The organism is Rossellomorea vietnamensis, from assembly GCF_008180415.1.
Taxonomy (GTDB): domain Bacteria; phylum Bacillota; class Bacilli; order Bacillales; family Bacillaceae_B; genus Rossellomorea; species Rossellomorea vietnamensis_C.
In genome coordinates this window covers 310177-325370 of the sequence record NZ_VTEI01000006.1, presented here as the reverse complement: position 1 = coordinate 325370, position 15194 = coordinate 310177, and the positions used below count along the sequence as shown (strand labels likewise).

Genomic DNA, 15194 nt, shown 5'->3' with positions numbered 1-15194 from the left:
AAGAAAGTTAAAACAAAACATAGAAACCTAACGAAGTTAGGAATACAAACTAACAAGGCTTGGGAATGGGCAAATACTAGGTTGGGTTATTGGCGTATCGCTAAAAGCCCCATCTTAGATAGAGCCCTTGATAACCAATACTGGTCGAATCAAGGGCTCAAGAGTCTGCTTATGAGATATCAAACTTTGCGTTTGACTTAATTGAAACCGCCGTATACCGAACGGTACGTACGGTGGTGTGAGAGGTCGGGGGTTAGTCACCCCCTCCTACTCGATTTATAAACTTTTAGGAATGTTTTTGCTCATGGACACCTTCAGGAAGCCAGATGAGCGGATTTTGTCCCAAGTCTCTTTCCATATCGTAGGTAACCTTTTCGAAACCCATTTTTTCCCAAAAACCATGAGATTGAATTCTGGGATTAGTTTTAATTGCCGCATTGAAGCTTTTGGCGAAATCCACCAGAACTTTTCCGTATCCTTTTCCCTGATGTGCCGGAAGGACTTCCAACTTCCAGAGTTCAAGGTAATTTTGCGGGGGATCAAAATATTGGTCATTGCCCGAATCTCTTTGATAGAGGCTCATGCGCGCGATAAGAGTGTCTCCGAAGTAAATTCCGTAGAAGGGAGACTCACTGTTATTTTCGATGATATTGGACTCCAGGTCCTCCATCATGGATAGCTCCTGAACACCATACTCTTTAAATTTCTTGAATTCTTCCAGAGTTTTGTAATTTACTTTTAGTTTCTCAACTTTTACTGTCATAAACGGTACCTCCTGAGCAATTGAATTAGGTGTTTAGCTTCTTTGCTGAACGAATATAATCAAACGGAAAGAGGATAATATCTCTTTTCATTTGATACTATGTGAGTAGATTATGATATTATCATTATATAACAAAAATACAAAAAATTCTGCACTTAATAAAGAAAGCGTTTGCAGATTAAGAAGGAATTTTTGGTTTTTTGTAGAAAACTAATACTAGAATACTCATTCATGGACAAGAAAGGGGATATGTTGTGCAGAAGATTTTAGTGGCAAACAGGGGAGAAATTGCATCAAGAATCATTCGGACGTGCAAAAATATGGGGATCAAAACTATAGCAATCTATTCAGATGCTGATAAAGATATGCCTTATGTGGCTGAAGCAGACAGTGCATTCCGTATAGGAGAACCGCCTGTAAATAAATCATACTTGAAAAGCGATGCCATTCTGGAAATTGCTGAAAGGGAAGAAGCAGATGGGATTCATCCCGGGTATGGGTTATTATCTGAAAACAGTGATTTTGCAAGAAAGACTAGGGACAGGGGCATAACATTTATCGGACCGTCAGCGGAAGTGATGGAAATGATGGGAGACAAGGTTGCTGCAAGAAAAACAATGATTGCGGCGAATGTACCTGTTGTTCCCGGAAGCGAAGGTGGAGTAGCTTCCATCGAAGAGGCTAAGGCTGTGGCGGAATCTATCGGTTATCCTGTCATGTTGAAAGCCAGCAGCGGCGGGGGCGGCATCGGCATGATCCGTTGCAGCGATGAGCAAGCGCTCGTTCAAAGCTTTGATTCTACAAAAAACAGGGCCAAGGCATATTTCGGCCATGATGAAGTTTTTCTGGAAAAATGTATAGACAATGCAAGACACATAGAGGTCCAAATATTCGGAGATGAAAAAGGTAACATCATTCATTTATTCGAAAGAAATTGTTCAGTACAAAGGCGGAACCAAAAAGTCATCGAAGAAGCACCTTCTCCACAATTATCGAGTGGGGCTAAGGAGAAAATGTTCGATGCTGCTATAAGGGCAGGAAAGGCAGTAAATTATGTGAACGCCGGAACAGTCGAATTCATTGTGGATAACGAAGAGAATTTCTATTTTCTTGAAATGAACACGAGGCTGCAGGTTGAGCACCCGGTTACGGAAAGTATCACAAATCTGGATTTGGTTAAATGGCAGATTCTTGTCAGCAGGGGAGAGGAACTTCCTATTTCAAGTCAGGAAGGTGTAAGAAACGAAGGCCATGCGCTGGAGTTTCGTGTGTATGCAGAAGATCCCAAAACCTTTTTCCCTTCACCTGGCAATATATCGTCCATCAAATGGGGGACCGCTAAAAATGTCAGGATAGACAGCGGGTATGAACAGGGAAATAACATAACGCCCTTTTACGATCCAATGATTTCGAAAGTCATCATCAGTGGAAGCACACGTGAAGACTGCATTGAGGAAGCGTTAAAGTTTTTTGAAGACACAGATATTCAGGGTGTCAAGACAAACATTCCTTTATTCAGGGATGTACTTAAAGAAGAGAGTTTCCAAGACGGGTCGTATAATACAGCGTGGCTGAGCTCTAGGAAACCTGTAAATAACTAACATCGATTTCTAAGGAGGAACAAGAATATGAAAGAAATTACAGCATCAATGGCAGGAACAGTATTAAATGTGTTGGTTGAAAGCGGTACGGAAGTCAGCAGCGGGGAGGCCGTCCTTATGCTTGAATCCATGAAAATGGAAATTCCGGTAGAAGCCGAAGCGGCGGGCAAGGTTGCTGAAATAAAAGTGAATGTCGGAGACTTTGTCAACGAGGGAGATGTTCTGATTACATTCGAATAAGGTTGGGTGTAAGGGTGTAAGATAGGGCTGTTATCCAGGAGAAAGTTGTATCACTATGCAGCTAGCTCTACTATTCTTACGTCGCTGAGAGGCCGCTGGGGGTATGGGGTTAAACGCCCTCCCAGCTCAGCCCTGGCGCTGGTGGAAAGTTCCATTCCTTATAAAAGCAGCTGCAGCCTTTGTAAACAGGGGGCTAGGTATACAGCCTTTTGCTGCTACTTGATTCTAGTTCCAGAAGTAATAACCATAATTCATATGTATAACCTGGTAATCATGTAAAGAGCTACTCTTCCCGAATAGAGAGAAAATCTTTAGTATCCATGGGGGGAACCCGGCTCTTGGGATTTTCCCAAAAGCTACAATGTATGCGAAAACAGCTTGTTTTTAAAACAATAATTTCCGAAGAAGCAGCGCAAATGAAATAAAGGGGGATTTTCTATGTCTCAGAAAACCTATGAACATGTACTGGAAGAGAAAAGGGAGAAAATATCCAGCGGCGGGCAGCAGAAATATCATGAAAAGCTTAAGGAGCAAAATAAACTTTTTGTTAGAGATCGATTAAACCTGCTGTTCGATCATGGGGAGTATCAGGAAGACGGCATGTTTGCCAATTGCCAGGAAGAGGGGCTTCCTGCTGATGGAGTAGTGACAGCAACTGGTAAAATCGGCGGCAGAACTGTTTGCGTGATGGCAAATGATTCTACAGTGAAAGCAGGTTCATGGGGAGCTAGGACTGTAGAGAAAATCATCCGTATCCAGGAGACTGCCCTGAACTTGAAAGTGCCGATTCTGTACTTGGTCGACTCGGCTGGGGCCAGGATCACGGATCAGCTCGAAATGTTTCCTAACCGAAGAGGAGCAGGGAAAATTTTTCACAATCAAGTAAAAATGTCAGGTATGGTGCCGCAAATCTGTTTACTATTTGGACCATCCGCTGCAGGCGGAGCATACATACCGGCTTTCTGTGATATCGTCGTCATGGTGGACGGCAATGCCTCTATGTATCTTGGATCGCCTCGGATGGCGGAAAAGGTCATTGGTGAAAAAGTGACACTTGAAGAAATGGGCGGTGCCAGAATGCACTGTTCGATCAGCGGTGTGGGTGACATGCTCGCCTATTCCGAAGAAGAGGCAATCGAAGCTGCTAAAAACTATTTGACTTACTTCCCGTCAAACTATCTTCAAAAGCCTGCCGCTGGCGAAGGGGTAAAACCAAAAGAAGGCAGGACATTGGAGCAGATCATTCCGGAACATCAAAATGCACCATTTGATATGTACGAATGTATTGATGCTCTGATTGATGAAGGAAGCTTTTTTGAGATGAAGAAGTTATTTGCACAGGAGCTTGTGACCGGTTTTGCCCGTATCGATGGGAAACCAGTTGGAATCATTGCCAACCAGCCGAAAGTGAAAGGCGGAGTGCTTTTTGTAGATTCAGCTGATAAAGCCGCAAAATTCATTACTTTGTGTGATGCCTTTTCAATCCCGCTTCTTTTCCTGGCGGATGTACCGGGCTTCATGATCGGCACGAAAGTAGAAAGAGCAGGGATTATCAGGCACGGAGCGAAGCTGATTGCTGCAATGAGTTCCGCTACGGTTCCCAAAATTTCTGTGATTGTCAGAAAAGCATATGGTGCAGGTCTTTATGCAATGGCTGGACCGGCTTTTGAGCCGGATGTCTGTATTGCTCTCCCAACCGCACAGATAGCTGTAATGGGTCCGGAAGCTGCTGTGAATGCAGTGTATTCCAATAAGATTCAGGCAATCGAAGATCCAAAAGAACGTATTGCTTATGTTCAAGAAAAACAGAAAGAGTATAAAGAGCATATCGATATTTACAAACTTGCTTCAGAAATGATTGTTGATGAAATTACGGGACCTAATGAATTACGCAGTGTCCTTATCGAGCGCTATAAAATTAATGAAACAAAAGAAGTAGAATTCAGCTCAAGGAAGCATCCGGTATACCCGGTCTAACGGCCCAGGGGTTAGCCTTCAGATTATGATCTGGGTTAACCCTTTTTTGATGGACAATTGGAAAAATAACAAGGTGCACATTTATTGCTGGATATAACGAACTTATTATTTGAAGAGGCTCTTTTCGTAAGGCTGTTTTCGCATATATTGTTGCTTCAGAAAAATCCCAAGAGCCGGATTTTCCCCCGGATACTAAGAGTTTTATCTTTTATCGAGGGAGAGCAGCTCTTTTCTTTTCATCGTTACCAGTTTTACCTCTCTTAACATGGTTAGTTTTTCGGAATTAGTATCAGATAACAACAAAGTTTACAAAAAGAGCCTTTCGTAAACTTCATTCCGGAAAAAACATCCATAATTCACCGAAATACCCTGTTAATCATGAATAGAATAAAGCTGCTCTCCCCAATTAGAGAGAAATCCTTTAGTATCCAGGTGGGAAAACGGCTTTAGGATACTTCCGAAAGCCCCAATGTATGCGGAAACCAGCCTTTGATAGAGTGATTTTTTTGTTTGTGGAGATTTTAAGTTTGAAAAATGAGTAAGAATGGCCTAAAGCTATTTTCTCACCTAGGGCGCAATGGTAGAATGTTATTAGTAATATTAACCAGAATGAACGGATAGAGGAGATTGGATGAGAGTTGGAATTATCGGCGGAGGGGCAATCGGCCTGCTCTTTGCAGCCTATCTTGGTAAAAATAACGATGTTACCCTTTATGTGAAGAGACTAGAACAGGCTGAGACCCTTAATAATAAGGGCATTACTCTTCGTGAAGGAGATTCCTGTGCAGCCACCTTTATTAGGGCTTCGGCAGAAATGAAGAACATGACTGAACAGGATCTAATCATTGTGGCTGTCAAACAATATCACTTAAATGATCTATATGAAGTATTAAAGAATATTCCTTCCGGGGTCTCCCTGCTGTTTCTTCAGAACGGAATCGGCCATTTGAAACTCCTGGATAAACTGCCCCATGAGCATATTTATGTTGGGACGGTGGAACATGGTGCTCTTAAGGAATCGGATCAAGCGGTTGCCCACAAGGGGAAGGGCAGGACAAACGCAGCTGTTTACAGGGGGAACGGAGAAAGGCTGATGGAGCTTTCGCGCAGCAGCGTTGATTTTCCAATCGAGATGCAGCCGGATTATGAAGTGATGCTTTTAGAGAAGCTTGCCGTCAATGCGGTTATTAATCCACTGACAGCTGTTCTGGGAGTCAGGAATGGACGTTTATTAGAAATTACTGAGTATGAGGCTCTTGCTAAAGCAGTCTTCGAAGAGATCCTCCTTTTATATCCCAAACTCAATGGAGTCATCGGATTTGACGAAATAAAAACTATCGCCTGCAGGACCGGGGAAAACACTTCATCCATGCTGGCAGACATCAGTGCTAAAAGACCGACAGAGATAGAAGCTATTTTGGGAGCGGCCTTAGAAAAAGCCGAGCAATGCGAAATGCGGCTGAGTGTAATCCCAGTTCTGTATAAAATGGTTAAAGGGATGGATCATGAAGGGAGGAAAGAATAGTTGTCTACCATATTCTCCAGTTTTGTTGCTGTCTTTACTCTTATTCCTTTTCTGGGATACTTTTCCTCATTCGTGATTATGAAACAATTAACTGGCAGCCATAGAAGAGCTGTGAATGCAGCTGTCAATTTTACGACCTTCCTCTTAATTTTCTCGGTTCATTTTATCATCCAGGCCATCTGGGATAAATCGCTGTTTTGGGTTCTTATTCTTGTACTGCTGATCAGTACCGGCATTCTGTCGGTAATTCATTGGAAAATCAAAGAGGAGATTGTGTTTCGGCATGTCCTCAAAAGCGGCTGGAGACTTAACTTTCTGCTGTTCTCGACAGCCTACATTCTTCTCCTTTTTTACGGTGTAGCTTCAAGGATTATCCAAACCTTCTAATGGGATATGAAGCGGCTGGGTACAGTATAAGGGTGAATCACATCATACATTGGCAGGGAATAGTCACATTTAGGCAGCTGTTGTTTTCTCAGGCACGTCAAATATGAAAGACAAAACTGATAAAAAGCTTTAACAACAAACCATTCAGGCAAGTTTTTTCCTTTTACTGTCGTGGAATGCTATACTACGAACAGTAGAAGTTGGAAGAAAAGGAGTCATTTAATATGGAACTGGAAAGCTTATATATTCCAGCAACAAATCGTTTTGCTTCATTATACATACAACAGGAACCACCGGTTACTTCTTTTTTTCATTACAACCTTGATGAACCCGGCTTGTATGCGGACAGGGTCAAAGATATTAACCTAAGGGACTTCCCGCGGGAAGCTTTAGTGGAAGTGATCGAAGGGTACATGAAACCCTTCCCTTCGAGCGGCGAAGTTGAAAGATCTATGAAAAGGCTTAAAGAAGACGCCGTTGTGGTCATCGGCGGCCAGCAGGCTGGATTGTTGACGGGGCCCCTCTATACTATACATAAGGTCATTTCCATAATAAAACTTGCGAAGGAACAGGAAGATAAATTGAACTATCCGGTTATTCCTATCTTCTGGATTGCCGGCGAGGATCATGATTACCAGGAAATCAATCATGTGTTCGTTGAACAGAATGGAAAGCTGGAAAAGACGGGTTATCCTGAAAGAGCGACTGATAAGAGAATGGCCAGCGAGTTCACTTTTAATAAAGAAACGATGCGCAAATGGGTCAATCAGGTTATCCGCCATTTTGGCGAAACAGAGTTCACGAATGGACTATTGAGGGATTTGGACGACGCCATTGGGCGCTCTGAAACCATTGTAGACTTTTTCAGCAGCATCATTATGTCTCTTTTCAAGGACTATGGCCTGCTTATCATTGATTCAGCCTATCCTCCATTAAGGGAGTTGGAAAAACCTTATTTCCATCACCTGATCGAAGGCAGCGAAATCATCTTAGAAAAAGTGAGAGAACAACAAAGCATTATCTCCGAAAACGGTTTTCCTCTTACCATAGAGATGAAAGCTGCTGCTGCCAATCTGTTCATTAATGAAAATGGTGAACGGATTCTCTTAGAACGGGAGGGGGATGTTTTCAGGGGTAAAAATGGCGAGATACACTATACCCTTGGCCAGCTTGAAGAGATTCTTGATTCAGAACCGCACCGCTTCAGTAACAACGTGGTCACCCGTCCATTGATGCAGGAGTGGCTCTTTCCTACCCTAGCTTTTATAGCCGGTCCTGGTGAAATCGCCTATTGGGGTGAATTGAAACGGGCCTTCGAGTGGGCTGGAAACAAAATGCCGCCTATTGTTCCCCGTCTGAATTTGACCATTCTGGAGAGGGATGTTAAAAGAAACGCTGATGAACTCAGCCTTTCTCTTGATGCTGTCCTGAAGGATGGTGTGGAAAGGGAGAAACTTCAATATTGGGAATCAGTGAGAGATGCTGACCTTGAAAGCAGGATAAATGAGGCTGAAAGAATGCTTATGGCTTCCTATGAAGGCATCTTGCCGAAAGCTTCCGCTGTTGATAAGGGCTTGGAGAATATTATTGAAAAAAACCTGTCATTTCACAAGCAGCAATTCGAATATCTGAGACTCAAAACCAATCATTCCCTTCAAAGCAAACATCAGTTGCGGCTGGGCAAATATGAAAGGATTGAGGCTTCCCTTAGACCTGGAGGAGCTCCTCAGGAACGCTTATGGAATCTTTATTACTTCATGAATCGATATGGGGAGAGTTTTGTAAAGGGCTTGATGGAACTTCCTATGGAGTTTGATGGAAAACACAAAGTCATCTCAATATGATTGAACCCGTAAGAAAGCGATGCTGTTTCCAGCGTCGCTTTCTTTTTTGTGTATGACTTTAATATATGTGAAAAAGATATCAGCTTTGCTTTGAGAGCGTGCGGAGAAACACTTGCAGGGAGCGAAAGGGTCTCAGGTGTCCTTCAAACGCGTCCCGAGAGACACGGGAAGGATATAAAAGGGATGCAGGTGTCCTTCGAGCACGGCTCGAGAGACACCAGAAGGACCAAATAAGGGTCTCAGGTGTCCTGGGACCATGCCCCGAGAGACACGAGATGCACACAAAAAGAACGCAGTTGTCCCTCACTCATAAACACCCTGGAGAGAATACCCGAAAAAGTCTGATCGGATGAAGGTATTCCATTTATCCCCGCTGAGTTAAATAGAAATCAACTTTAAACACTGCACCATGGACAGGCGAACAAAAACGGATTATAGCTAGTATCCCCTCATAAATACCCATAAAAATCCCTCGAATAATGGCAATGCAAGGGATTCCAGAAATAATACAAGATAGTTAAAAAAGCAGGATTTATTGTAATCAAAAAGAAATTAATATATGTGTGGAGAAAAGTGGGGGAATGTGGTACATTTGTGTTAGAAAGTGGGGGCAGTGGACATGTTCATGGGCGAATATCAACATAACATTGATAATAAAGGCCGTTTAATCGTCCCATCCAAATTCAGGGAGCATCTTAGTGATGCCTTTGTATTGACCAGAGGGCTTGATCAATGTTTATTTGGATATCCCATGGAGGAATGGAGGGCTTTAGAGGAAAAGCTGAAGACTCTGCCGCTGACCAAGAAAGACGCACGTGCTTTCACACGGTTTTTCTTTTCGGGTGCTACAGAATGCGAATTGGACAAAACCGGGAGGATCAATATCCCCTCCACACTTACGGATTACGCGAAGCTGGATAAGGAATGTGTAGTATTGGGAGTTTCCAGTCGAATTGAGATTTGGAGCAAGCCTTTATGGGAAGACTATTTCTCACAGTCAGAGGATTCCTTTGCAGAAATTGCCGAGAATATGATTGGTTTTGATATCTAATCAATTCTGCAATACAACCAACTATTCAGAAGTAGACTTTGCTTAAATGAATGCAGCTCGATTGGAAAGGTGAATCAGAATGTTTGAACATACAACAGTATTATTAAAAGAAACAGTGGATGAACTGAACATCAAGGAAGATGGTATCTATGTGGATTGTACTCTGGGCGGAGCCGGCCATAGTGAATATCTGGTCTCGCAGCTCGGAGAAAACGGCAGATTGTATTGCTTTGATCAGGATCAGACAGCAATAGACCATGCAAAAAATAAGCTTAGTCCCTACCTTGACAGGGTAACGTTCATAAGGTCCAATTTTCGCTATATAAAAGAAGAACTTGCAGATCAAGGCGTTAATCAAGTGGATGGAATTTTGTTTGACTTGGGAGTTTCATCTCCGCAGCTTGATACACCTGAGAGGGGATTCAGCTATCATCATGATGCTCCTCTTGATATGCGAATGGATATGGAAGGCGAATTGACAGCCTATGAAGTGGTGAACGAATGGACTTATGAAAGCCTCGTCAGGATATTCTTCCGTTACGGAGAAGAAAAGTTTTCCAAGCAGATTGCCAGAAAGATTGAGGCAGCCAGAGGAATCAAGCCTATCGAAACAACCGGTGAGCTGGTTGAATTGATCAAGGATGGAATTCCTGCTCCTGCGAGAAGAAAGGGCGGGCATCCCGCTAAACGGGTCTTCCAGGCAATAAGGATCGCTGTCAATGATGAGCTGGATGCGGTCGAAGAGGCACTTGAAAGATCAATAGAAATCCTTAAGCCGGGCGGAAGAATTAGTGTGATAACCTTCCACTCTCTTGAAGACCGGATATGCAAAACCATTTTTAAAGAAAAGGCTGCAGGCCCTGATCTGCCGCCAGGCCTTCCAATCATTCCGGACGAGTATAAGCCGGAACTGAAATTGGTGACGAGAAAGCCGATTCTGCCAAGTGACGAAGAATTAGAAAATAATAATAGAGCCCGTTCTGCCAAACTGAGAGTTGCAGAAAAGGCGTAGATAAAATAACAGAAGGGAGCAGAGAGAGTGAGCAATTTAGCAAGGAAGTACCGTGAACAGACAGTTCAGCAGCCGCAGCGGCAACAGGAAACCATCCCGGTAAGAGAAGAAAGGCCCCTCATCACACCGGGTGAAAAAATTCTGGTTGCGCTTATTGGGGTAGTATTTTGCTTTATGGCGGTGAACATCATCTCCACCCAGTCTTCAATCTATAAAGCCAATAAAGAAATTCAGGTTGTACAGTCTCAAATTGATGTTCAAGAAAAAGCAAATACTGACCTTAAACTGCAAGTCAGCGAGCTGAGTACATACGAAAGAATCTTGGAAAAAGCGAAAGAACTGGGTCTTGATTTAAAAGAACAGAATGTTAAGGTTGTGCAGAATCAATGAAAAAGAGACCGGGAATGAGAATCGGAGCAGCCATCCTTTTTGGATTTTTCGGCCTGCTCTTTTTTGTTTTGATGGTTCGGTTTGTGACTATCCAGGTCACAGGAGAAGCCGATGGTAAGGTCCTGGCTGCTCAAGCGGCTAAGAAATACCTTAAGACTGGGATTCTTGAAGCAGAGCGAGGAACTATCTATGATCAAAAAGGTGAAGTGATAGCCGAAGATACGTCTGCTTACACCCTTATTGCCATCCTCGATGAATCTGTGTCAGAGGACAGTGATAAGCCTAAGCATGTCCAGGACATCAGGAAAACAGCAGAAGTGCTTGCTCCTTTACTGGAGGCGGATGAGTCTGAACTATACGCCCGGCTCTCCAAAGGAGTGGAGGAAAAAAGATTTCAGGTGGAGTTCGGCAGTGTGGGGAGAGGCATATCACATCGGTTAAAGCTCGCTATTGAAAAAGAAGCCCTTCCTGGTGTCAACTTTGTAAAAGAGTCTAAGAGATTTTATCCTAACGGTATATTCTCTTCGCACTTGATAGGCTTTGCCCAAAAAGAAGAAAAAGAAGACAATACTACTGAAATTGTCGGCAAGATGGGCATAGAGCAAAGCCTGAATGACTACCTCACCGGAAAAAACGGAAAGGTAAATTATGACAGCGATAAGTGGGGATACATTCTCCCGCAGACAGAAGAGCACGTCACACCTCCGCAAAATGGTAACGATGTATACCTAACGATTGATAAAAAAATTCAAACCTTTTTAGAAGAAACGATGAGCAAGGTGGATCAGCAATATAAACCTGAAAACATGCTCGCAGTTGTAGCTGACCCTAAGACTGGCAAAATCCTTGCCATGGCTCAGAGGCCAACTTTCCATCCTGATACAAGAGAAGATCTTCAATCTTGGCAGAACGATATAGTCGAGACTTCCTATGAACCAGGATCCACCATGAAAAGCTTCTCTTTGGCTGCAGCAGTCGAAGAAGGTGCTTTTAATCCTAATGAATATTATGAATCTGGAAAATACTTTCTGGAAGGAAATTCGGTGCCAATCCGTGACCACAATAATGGTGATGGGTGGGGAACGATAACCTATCTTGAAGGTGTCCAGCAGTCTTCAAATGTAGCTTTTGCAAAGCTTCTTGATAAAATCGGAGAGGACCGTTTCAGGGAATATCTTGATGCCTTTGGATTTGGACAGAAGACGGGTATAGACCTTCCTAACGAAACAACAGGGCAAATCCTTTACCACTATCCAATCGAGAAGTACACCACCATTTTTGGGCAAGGTACAACCGTCACTCCCCTGCAGATGATACAAGCCGAAACAGCTATTGCAAATGATGGGAAAATGATGAAGCCGTATATCATTTCTGAAATCGTTGATCATAATACCAAAGAGACGGTAAAGAAAACGGAACCCGAGGTTGCGGGGACCCCTATTTCGGCTGAAACAGCTAAAAAGGTGAGAGAATACCTTGCGACTACAGTCACTGCTGATGATGGGACAGGCCGTAGGTTTGCTATAGAGGGTTATAATGTTTCAGGGAAATCCGGTACTGCTCAAATTCCGGATTATGAAAATGGAGGATATCAAATAGGAAAAGAAAACTATTTATTTTCATTTCTAGGTATGGCACCAGCCGATGATCCGCAGTTGATCGTGTACGTAGCAATCAAAAAACCAACTTTAAAACCATCTGAAATCGGTTCCGACCCTGTTTCAGATGTATTCAAACCGGTAATGCTTAACAGCTTGAAGTATTTAAACATCAAACCGGAAAAGAGTAAAAGCCTCAAAAAGGCTGAAGTAGCCGACCATACGGGAGAATCTGTAGAGAAGGCGAAGAAACAGCTGGAAGAGTCAGGATTGACACCGATTCTTATAGGGAATGGTACCAAGATTCAAAAACAGTCTGTTTCACCAGGTGAAGAGCTGCTTCAGGGGGAAAGAATCGTTCTGCGTACCGATGGGAACCTGACTATACCGGATATGAAAGGCTGGTCAGTCAGGGATGTGCTGAAGGTAACTAAAATGGCCAACTTGAAACTGAACATGGTAGGCACAGGGTATGTTACCAACCAAAATATAACTCCCGGTACAGCGGTTAAAGAAGCTGAGCCGCTTGTAGTAACATTCGAGACTCCGGAACAGCAGCTGGAGGAAGAGAAGAATGATAGTGAGACCGACGAAGAAGCCCCATTAAACTAGCAGGAAGGCCGGAGAGTGAATCTCCGGCCTTTTGCTGTTTTAAAAGATTGCAGCTAAGAGGAGCAGAAAGCGATAGCTATTTTTACTTGCTGATACCACTTTTCTTTCACGCTTTTAACGACACTCCATTTTCTTCTGAGATAAGTTCCCCGGGAAATGTTACCCGTCTTTCCGGATAGTGTTCTTCCTAACATACTTCCACTTGTACTGGCATATAATTGAACGAGCCAAATAAGGGGAGGTTCTAAGTGTGAAAAGAGTATCGAATGTAACGGTGAGGAAGAGGCTGGCGTTTGCTCTGGTGATGGGGATTTTAATATTCGCGATTATAGATGTGAGACTAGGGTATGTCCAGTTTTTTATGGGGGACAAGCTGACAGGCCTGGCGAAGGATTCCTGGAGCAGGAACATTCCCTTCGAACCTGAGAGGGGAAAAATATTGGATAAAAACGGTGTGGAGCTAGCAACCAACCAGAGCGCTCCGACTGTCTTTGTTGTTCCCAGGCAGATAACGGATCCCGCCAAAACGGCAGAAAAGCTGGCAGCTGCGCTTAACCTGCCCTTGGAGGAAATTTATAAATATGTAACAAAGTCTGCGTCCATGGTAAGAATCAACGAAGCAAGGAAGATTTCCTATGAAAAAGCTAAGGAAATCAGGGACCTGAACCTCAAAGGAGTTTACATAGCAGAGGATTCCAAGAGATATTATCCTTTTGGAAGTTATTTGTCTCATGTGCTCGGGTTTGCAGGGGTCGATAATCAGGGGCTGATGGGCCTGGAACTTTTTTATGATAAAGAATTAAGCGGGGATGGCGGCTCGGTCAAATTCTTCTCAGACGCTAAAGGAAAACGCATGCCGGATATGGCGGATGATTATGCTGCCCCGGTGGATGGACTTGATCTCAAATTGACCATCGACACCAAAGTCCAGACTATCATTGAAAGGGAGCTTGATATTGCAGAAGCGGCATACAACCCGGATGGGATTATCGCCATTGCGATGAATCCGAATAATGGAGAAATATTGGCAATGTCAAGCAGGCCGACCTTTGACCCGGCCAACTTCAGGAACGTCCCTCAGGAGATTTATAATCGAAACCTGCCCATATGGAGCACTTATGAGCCGGGCTCCACTTTTAAAATCATCACGCTGGCAGCAGCTCTTGAAGAGAATAAAGTAGACCTGACTAAAGAAAAGTTCCATGATCCAGGACACGTCGAGGTTGCTGGTTCCACCTTGCATTGCTGGAAGAGAGGGGGACATGGGACTCAAACATTTCTGGAGGTAGTCCAGAATTCCTGTAACCCGGGGTTTGTAGAACTGGGTGAAAGGCTTGGCAAGGAAACGCTGTTCAAGTATATCAAAGACTTTGGATTCGGCCAGAAGACCGGAATCGATCTCCAAGGTGAAGGGAAAGGGCTTCTATTTAATCTGGACCGGGTAGGGCCGGTTGAACAGGCAACCACCGCTTTCGGCCAGGGTGTTGCGGTTACACCTATACAGCAGGTTGCAGCCGTTTCAGCGGCCATCAATGGCGGGACTCTTTATCAGCCGTATGTGGCAAAAGAACTTGTGGATCCGAAAACAGGAGAAGTGGTTATGAGAAATTCACCACAGGCAAAAAAGCAGGTCATCTCTAAAGAAACCTCTGAAGAAATCCGGTATGCCCTTGAAAGTGTAGTAGCACAAGGAACCGGAAAGGGGGCTTTTGTTGACGGGTATAGAGTGGGCGGCAAGACCGGTACTGCTCAGAAGGTAAAAGACGGACGTTACATGGAAAATAATCACATCGTTTCCTTCCTCGGGTTTGCCCCGGCAGATAAACCGGAAATTGTTGTTTATCTTGCTGTGGATAATCCAAAAGGAACCGTGCAGTTCGGCGGGGTGGTAGCTGCTCCTATTGTTGGGAATATCATTGGGGACAGCCTGCGGGCGATGGGAGTCCCTCCTCGGGAGGACCAAATTGAGAAAAAAATGACATGGCTGGACACTCCTTTGCTGGAGACACCTGATCTTATCGGATTCACTAGAAAAGAATTACAGCAGCAGCTCATCAATTTGAAGCTGGACATCAGCGGCGAAGGAAATAAGGTTGTAGCGCAGTCTCCTGATCCAGGGGTGAAAATTAAAGAAGGCGGTACCATAAGAATTCAAATGTCAGAGTGATTCACCAGGAAGAAGAGTTTGCTGTCA

General features: G+C 43.8%; 12 protein-coding genes and 1 pseudogene. 12 read left to right on the top strand and 1 reads right to left on the bottom strand.

Translation table 11 applies throughout. From position 1 onward, the window contains the following. A pseudogene (locus FZC78_RS24015) lies at positions 1-201 on the top strand (group II intron reverse transcriptase/maturase); the annotation flags it as partial. Positions 202-286: 85 nt separating this feature from the next. On the opposite strand, the gene FZC78_RS13740 reads toward FZC78_RS24015, so the two are convergent. Continuing rightward, positions 287-763 (bottom strand): N-acetyltransferase, encoded by a 477-nt coding sequence (locus tag FZC78_RS13740; protein WP_148940327.1) that lies wholly within the window; start codon positions 761-763, stop codon positions 287-289. A 254-nt stretch (positions 764-1017) separates the two neighbouring features. Between FZC78_RS13740 and FZC78_RS13735 the strand changes: the two genes are divergently transcribed. The 11 genes from FZC78_RS13735 (at position 1018) to FZC78_RS13685 (ending at position 15167) form a co-directional block, all read left to right on the top strand. Continuing rightward, positions 1018-2364, top strand: a complete 1347-nt coding sequence (locus FZC78_RS13735) for an acetyl-CoA carboxylase biotin carboxylase subunit (RefSeq protein ID WP_148940325.1) — start codon at positions 1018-1020, stop codon at positions 2362-2364. A 27-nt stretch (positions 2365-2391) separates the two neighbouring features. Further along, entirely contained in the window at positions 2392-2604 is a 213-nt protein-coding gene (locus FZC78_RS13730) for a biotin/lipoyl-binding carrier protein (RefSeq protein WP_148940324.1), read from the top strand. Between the two features lie 438 nt (positions 2605-3042). Next, positions 3043-4581, top strand: coding sequence for an acyl-CoA carboxylase subunit beta (locus FZC78_RS13725; protein WP_148940322.1), 1539 nt, complete (start codon positions 3043-3045; stop codon positions 4579-4581). A gap of 631 nt (positions 4582-5212) precedes the next feature. Further along, on the top strand, positions 5213-6106 hold the full coding sequence (locus FZC78_RS13720) for a 2-dehydropantoate 2-reductase (RefSeq protein ID WP_148940320.1): 894 nt from the start codon (positions 5213-5215) through the stop codon (positions 6104-6106). Further along, on the top strand, positions 6107-6493 hold the full coding sequence (locus FZC78_RS13715; RefSeq protein ID WP_148940319.1) for a DUF3397 domain-containing protein: 387 nt from the start codon (positions 6107-6109) through the stop codon (positions 6491-6493). It begins immediately after the preceding gene. 224 nt (positions 6494-6717) lie between these two features. Beyond that, on the top strand, positions 6718-8337 hold the full coding sequence (gene bshC / locus FZC78_RS13710; RefSeq protein WP_148940317.1) for a bacillithiol biosynthesis cysteine-adding enzyme BshC: 1620 nt from the start codon (positions 6718-6720) through the stop codon (positions 8335-8337). Positions 8338-8956: 619 nt separating this feature from the next. After that, positions 8957-9388, top strand: a complete 432-nt coding sequence (gene mraZ / locus FZC78_RS13705; RefSeq protein WP_148940316.1) for a division/cell wall cluster transcriptional repressor MraZ — start codon at positions 8957-8959, stop codon at positions 9386-9388. 79 nt (positions 9389-9467) lie between these two features. After that, positions 9468-10400 (top strand): 16S rRNA (cytosine(1402)-N(4))-methyltransferase RsmH, encoded by a 933-nt coding sequence (gene rsmH / locus FZC78_RS13700; protein WP_148940314.1) that lies wholly within the window; start codon positions 9468-9470, stop codon positions 10398-10400. Positions 10401-10427: 27 nt separating this feature from the next. Beyond that, the gene (ftsL, locus tag FZC78_RS13695) at positions 10428-10790 is read left to right on the top strand and encodes a cell division protein FtsL (RefSeq protein ID WP_148940313.1); all 363 of its coding nucleotides are present in this window, start codon (positions 10428-10430) and stop codon (positions 10788-10790) included. Beyond that, positions 10787-13000, top strand: coding sequence for a penicillin-binding protein (locus FZC78_RS13690; protein WP_148940311.1), 2214 nt, complete (start codon positions 10787-10789; stop codon positions 12998-13000). The genes ftsL and FZC78_RS13690 overlap by 4 nt, the downstream gene beginning before the upstream one ends. A gap of 250 nt (positions 13001-13250) precedes the next feature. After that, positions 13251-15167: a stage V sporulation protein D gene (locus tag FZC78_RS13685; RefSeq protein ID WP_286365347.1), complete on the top strand. Its 1917-nt coding sequence runs from the start codon at positions 13251-13253 to the stop codon at positions 15165-15167. Positions 15168-15194: the final 27 nt, after the last annotated feature.

What these genes read in the sequence shown, in the direction of transcription:
- FZC78_RS13690 (WP_148940311.1), top strand. Translation starts at nt 10,787, where the DNA reads ATGAAAAAGAGACCGGGAATGAGAATCGGAGCAGCCATCCTTTTTGGA.
- mraZ (WP_148940316.1), top strand. Translation starts at nt 8,957, where the DNA reads ATGTTCATGGGCGAATATCAACATAACATTGATAATAAAGGCCGTTTA.
- FZC78_RS13720 (WP_148940320.1), top strand. Translation starts at nt 5,213, where the DNA reads ATGAGAGTTGGAATTATCGGCGGAGGGGCAATCGGCCTGCTCTTTGCA.
- FZC78_RS13730 (WP_148940324.1), top strand. Translation starts at nt 2,392, where the DNA reads ATGAAAGAAATTACAGCATCAATGGCAGGAACAGTATTAAATGTGTTG.
- rsmH (WP_148940314.1), top strand. Translation starts at nt 9,468, where the DNA reads ATGTTTGAACATACAACAGTATTATTAAAAGAAACAGTGGATGAACTG.
- FZC78_RS13740 (WP_148940327.1), bottom strand. Translation starts at nt 763, where the DNA reads ATGACAGTAAAAGTTGAGAAACTAAAAGTAAATTACAAAACTCTGGAA.
- bshC (WP_148940317.1), top strand. Translation starts at nt 6,718, where the DNA reads ATGGAACTGGAAAGCTTATATATTCCAGCAACAAATCGTTTTGCTTCA.
- FZC78_RS13725 (WP_148940322.1), top strand. Translation starts at nt 3,043, where the DNA reads ATGTCTCAGAAAACCTATGAACATGTACTGGAAGAGAAAAGGGAGAAA.